Below are 5,098 nucleotides of genomic sequence, written 5' to 3'. Positions count from 1 at the left end.
CACCAATTAAAAAAGGCTCATAGTAAATTACTATGAGCCTTTTTATTTCAAACTTAAGAGTAAAACTAGCTTCGCGACCCTAATTTTACTTTTCCTTTTGAGTTAAACCACAATGCTTGTGACTTTTTCTTCCCAATCAATATTGGTAAGTCATCATAAAATAAGAAATTTTTCCACGTTTGCTTAAACGTACCCCATGAAGTTTCAATCACATTGTATTTTTCATAACAAAAGTAAACCGTAACATCATCAGCCCAGTCAATGAACTCTAATACTTCTTCAGGTAATGCTTCATTATCGCTGTCCCAACGGTGCTGCCAATCAATTTCATTGTCCCATGAACTTTTTTTCATTGGCCATTCTTTTGAACCAAAATGATCTGCAGTTGGACTATTCGCACTAATAAAATCATTCCAAACTTGAGCTGACTTTGCTTGGATAAATGGTTTAATTAATGATAATAATGCATCATCAACGGGCATTGATTGATGAGTAAAAATCCATTTGCGGTTGTATTCATCTAACGGTAAATAGCTCATAGTTCATTCTGTATTTAAGACATGTGACCCTATTCTATCGTCTTTTATTATTAAGCCCAAATAAGAATATTTAACCATGGGTTGATTTTTATCATTTAGTCCCTCATTACATTAGTATTGAATAAGAAACTTATACTGATCGCACAAAATAGTCTGATTAGTCTTATTTATCATAATTATAATTATCTGGTTACACATGCCTTCTACTTCTATTTATGTGTAATCACCATTACAAGGATTACTGCATGATTACGCATGTTGGCATATTAGATCAAGACCCCGTTCGTCTCATCACTCCCCTTTTAGATTTATCTGTAAAAGGAGAGCATATGGTCTTTATTGGCGATGAAACGCAAAAAGCTATGTTCCATCGACTAGAGAGTATTCTTCAATACAAAGGTATCAGCTCTGATTTTTATGAAATTCCAAACATTGTTGATACCCATATAATTAAAGAATCATTACAAGCACTCGCTGCTGAAATGAAAGTGCATTTTAGTGATATAAAATTAAACGCTAGCTGTGGTCTTCGTCATCGTCTTCTTTCTGCCTATGAAGTATTTCGTTCTTATCATTGGCCAATTTTTGTTGTCGAACCATTCAGTGATAAATTGTGTTGGTTATACCCAGATGGGCGTAAACAAAGACATGTCGCAGATAATATTAGATTAAGTGATTACCTTGCTATTTTTGGTGCACGTTGCGAATTCTCTGAAACGGAGCTTCCAGAGAACATTGATAAACGTTTACGTGAGCTTTGCCAACGCTGGGCAAGTAATGCTCTAGAATTAGGTCCAGGTTTAGCAACATTGAATTATTTAGCAACGACATGTCGTAAAGAGCAACGTTTAGATGTTGAAGTAACAGAGAAACAGCAAAGCTATAAAGAATTAAATATGCTATTAACCGATTTAGTTGAAACCGGTTTGGCTACCTATGAAAACGGCACATTAACTTTTGATTGTGAAGAAGCACGACGCTTAGCTAACGGTGAGTGGTTAGAAATTCTTGTCCACAATACCGTGGTCGATATTCAACAGTACTTACCTACACTTCAAGATCATTCATTGAATGTTCAAGTACATCGTGAAATTGGTGATAAAGACGTTCGTAACGAACTTGATGTGGTCAGCATCGTGAACAACAAATTGCATATTATTGAGTGTAAGACTAAAGGTATGCGAGATGATGGCGATGATACTCTTTATAAATTAGAGTCATTACGTGACCTTCTAGGTGGCTTACAAGCACGAGCTATGTTGGTGAGCTTCCGTCCTCTGCGTAATAACGATATTATGCGAGCGCAAGATCTAGGCTTAGCGATTATTGGCCCAGATGAGTTAGGCGATCTTAAAAAACATCTTCTAAACTGGTTCTTAGCCGCTGGTGGCCATTAATCTCTACCTAAATGATAAATAAACAATTCAAAGGCCATTCATTTGGTCTTTTTGTTGCTCATTATTTATTAATACCAATATAACCAATTAGATGCTTCATTTATTACGCAGGAAAATCACTTAAGAGTAAGGCGAAAATTCTTATAAGTAGTTATTCTACAATAATAATTTTTAACGCAGCTATTGAGTTATTTAACCAGTAATAATGATCAGATAATTAATGGAATTGGTATAACTACTTCAAACAAAAAATGGCGCTGATTCATTACGAATCAGCGCCATTTTTATCTATTTATGATCTTCTTTTATAGAAGATTACGAGCAGCTTCAATAACAACTTTAATTGAACGTGCTTCAGTTTCTTTTAGCGTTGCGTGATCTGGGATCTCTTTTTGTGTACGGTTAATGATTACGCCCGCAACACAACCTGCACGTAAACCAGAACTTGCACACATTGTTAATAATGTCGCAGATTCCATCTCAAAGTTTAATACACCCATGTCTTGCCATTCTTGCATAGATCCTTGGAAACGCTTAACAACACGACCAGAGAACGTATCGTAACGTTCCTGACCTGGGTAGAAAGTATCACTTGATGCTGTAACACCTGTGTGAACAGTTGCACCTTGGTCAACAACCGCTTTACGCATTGCTGTTGCAACATCAAAGTCAGCAACTGCTGGGAATTCCATTGGAGCAAAGTGAAGACTTGCGCCATCTAAACGAACAGAACCAGTTGTTACGATCATATCGCCAACATTTACATGCGGTTGGATTGCACCCGTAGTACCTACTCGTAAGAAAGTACGAACACCAAGTTGTGCTAACTCTTCAACAGCAATAGAGGTAGACGGACCACCAATACCTGTTGAACATACTACAATTTTCTTACCATCAAGTTCAGCTAGATACACAGTGTATTCACGGTGGCTTGCTAAGAATTTAGGGTTTTCCATTTGCTCTGCGATTTTCTGAACACGTGCTGGATCACCAGGAATGATAGCCATTTCTGCGCCTTGAAGATCTGCCTGTGTAACACCTAAATGGAATACTGCTGCTGTCATGGTTAGCTCCTTGCGATTGTAGGGTCGCGTTAATTTAATTAGTTATAATTGATTCGATGAAGTTACTTTACCCAAACGGCTAAAGTATTAGTGTGATTAAGATCCCGAAAGGAATGATGATAGATCGCCCTCTTGCACAGAAAAACGATTGGCATCACAAAAATTGAGAGCTTTGGTTAACTTACACTCAAGATTAACGCGACTTATATGACCTTACAATCATTTCAAATTCAATAGGTATAATTGATAGCACTATCTTTTATTAAAGCGGAAGCTCACTTTTAAATAATTATTAACCTTAGTATTGGCTTTTTTGCCTTCTATATCCTTAACTTATAATAAGTTATATATTATGTACTGAGGTCATGGATGAATAAGCAGTCAGATAAAGCAAACTCAAATAATAAATCTAAATCATTTTCAGATTCGGGAAAGGAAAAATCACCGATTAAAAAGAAAAAAAATAAAAGCCAACGTTATTTAGCTAGAAGGCTCTCTCTTTATCCTCAATTGATGCTAATTTTGCCAAGTTTTTCTTTTTCTAAAACATTTACACCCGAAGAATTGGTCGAAGAAAAAGCCTCAAATATAGAAAGCGATACATTAGATGTGTCGAATTCGCATCATAATGAATCACTCATTTCACCTTTAGATCCTATTGTTGAAAGTAAAATGAGCAATATTCAACCTAATCCAGATGATACGAATGAGCACACACCAATAGTAACTCCAAGCGTACGAAGTAGTTCTCACTTAGCTTCACACGCAATAACTCCTCTTGGAATTCTTCCTACGCCAGTGCAAAACCATACAATCAATCAAGCTCCTGCTATGTTGGTCACAAACCCTACGACATTAAGCACATCTCCACCACAACACTCACAACAGCAAGCCATTATTTCAGGCAAAGACTCAGCGACAACAACCGAAGACGTGACAACTCATGTTGCCGGAAAACTGACAATAATAGACCCTGATCTTGGTGAGGCACATTTTTCAAACACTGATATTATCGGTTCATTAGGCACGCTTCATCTTACCGACAACGGCGCGTGGACATATGATTTAGACAACACTAATCCGACGATTCAAGCGTTAGGACAAGGCGCAACTGCTACCGATACCATCACCGTTCACTCTGCCGATGGTACGCCGCACCAAATAACAATCACGGTTAATGGCACTAATGATACTGCCATAATTGGTGGCTCAAATACTGGCGCAGTAACAGAAGAAACACAACTTCATACCTCTGGCACATTGACTGTTACGGATGTCGATACCGGCGAAGCGCATTTCTCCAACACAGATATTATCGGCACACTCGGTACCCTACACCTTACAGACAAAGGCGCGTGGACATACGATCTTGATAACACTAACCCAACAGTTCAAGCATTAGGTAAAGGCGCAACAGCAACGGATATGATCACCGTTCACTCTGCTGATGGTACCCCTCATCAAATTACTATTACGATAAATGGCACTAATGATGCAGCTGTAATATCAGGGACAAATACTGGCGCGGTGACTGAAGAATCACAACTTCAAACATCAGGTACTCTGACCGTTACGGATATCGATACCGGCGAAGCGCATTTCTCTAACATAAACATTACTGGCACACTCGGCACGCTTCATCTTACCGACAACGGCGCGTGGACATACGATTTAGACAACACAAATCCGACGATTCAAGCGTTAGGACAAGGCGCAACTGCTACCGATACCATCACCGTTCACTCTGCCGATGGTACGCCGCACCAAATTACAATTACGGTTAATGGCACTAATGATAATGCTGTCATATCAGGATCAAATACCGGCGCGGTGACTGAAGAATCTCAACTTCAAACATCAGGTACTCTGACTGTGACTGATGTTGATACCGGTGAAGCGCACTTCGCTACCTCATCCACAGGAAGCATTGATATTACTGGCACACTCGGCACGCTTCACCTTACCGACAATGGCGCGTGGACATATGATTTAGACAACACAAATCCTACCGTTCAAGCATTAGGTAAAGGTGCAACAGCAACGGATACCATCACCGTGCATTCGGTCGATGGTACTCCTCATCAAATTACTATTACCG

General features: G+C 38.9%; 4 protein-coding genes. 2 read left to right on the top strand and 2 right to left on the bottom strand.

Annotated features, from left to right (window positions below; genetic code table 11):
• Positions 1-65 precede the first annotated feature (65 nt).
• The gene (locus BTO23_RS03860; RefSeq protein ID WP_060991237.1) at positions 66-539 is read right to left on the bottom strand and encodes a DUF2947 domain-containing protein; all 474 of its coding nucleotides are present in this window, start codon (positions 537-539) and stop codon (positions 66-68) included.
• Between the two features lie 245 nt (positions 540-784).
• Here BTO23_RS03860 and BTO23_RS03855 point away from each other — a divergent pair, with 245 nt between their 5' ends.
• A complete protein-coding gene (locus tag BTO23_RS03855; protein ID WP_060991238.1) occupies positions 785-1,936 on the top strand; it encodes a DUF1887 family protein in 1,152 nt (383 codons plus the stop codon).
• A 305-nt stretch (positions 1,937-2,241) separates the two neighbouring features.
• Here BTO23_RS03855 and udp read toward each other — a convergent pair whose 3' ends face one another.
• Positions 2,242-3,000, bottom strand: a complete 759-nt coding sequence (gene udp / locus BTO23_RS03850) for a uridine phosphorylase (protein WP_060991239.1) — start codon at positions 2,998-3,000, stop codon at positions 2,242-2,244.
• A gap of 369 nt (positions 3,001-3,369) precedes the next feature.
• Here udp and BTO23_RS03845 point away from each other — a divergent pair.
• Positions 3,370-5,098 (top strand): VCBS domain-containing protein (locus BTO23_RS03845; RefSeq protein ID WP_211295915.1); only part of this gene is annotated, 1,729 nt, incomplete at its 3' end.

The sequence above is a fragment of the Aliivibrio sifiae genome (assembly GCF_002954715.1).
In the GTDB taxonomy this organism is placed as follows: domain Bacteria; phylum Pseudomonadota; class Gammaproteobacteria; order Enterobacterales; family Vibrionaceae; genus Aliivibrio; species Aliivibrio sifiae.
Note: the sequence above shows the minus strand (reverse complement) of the source record. Positions and strands in the feature narration are given on the sequence as shown.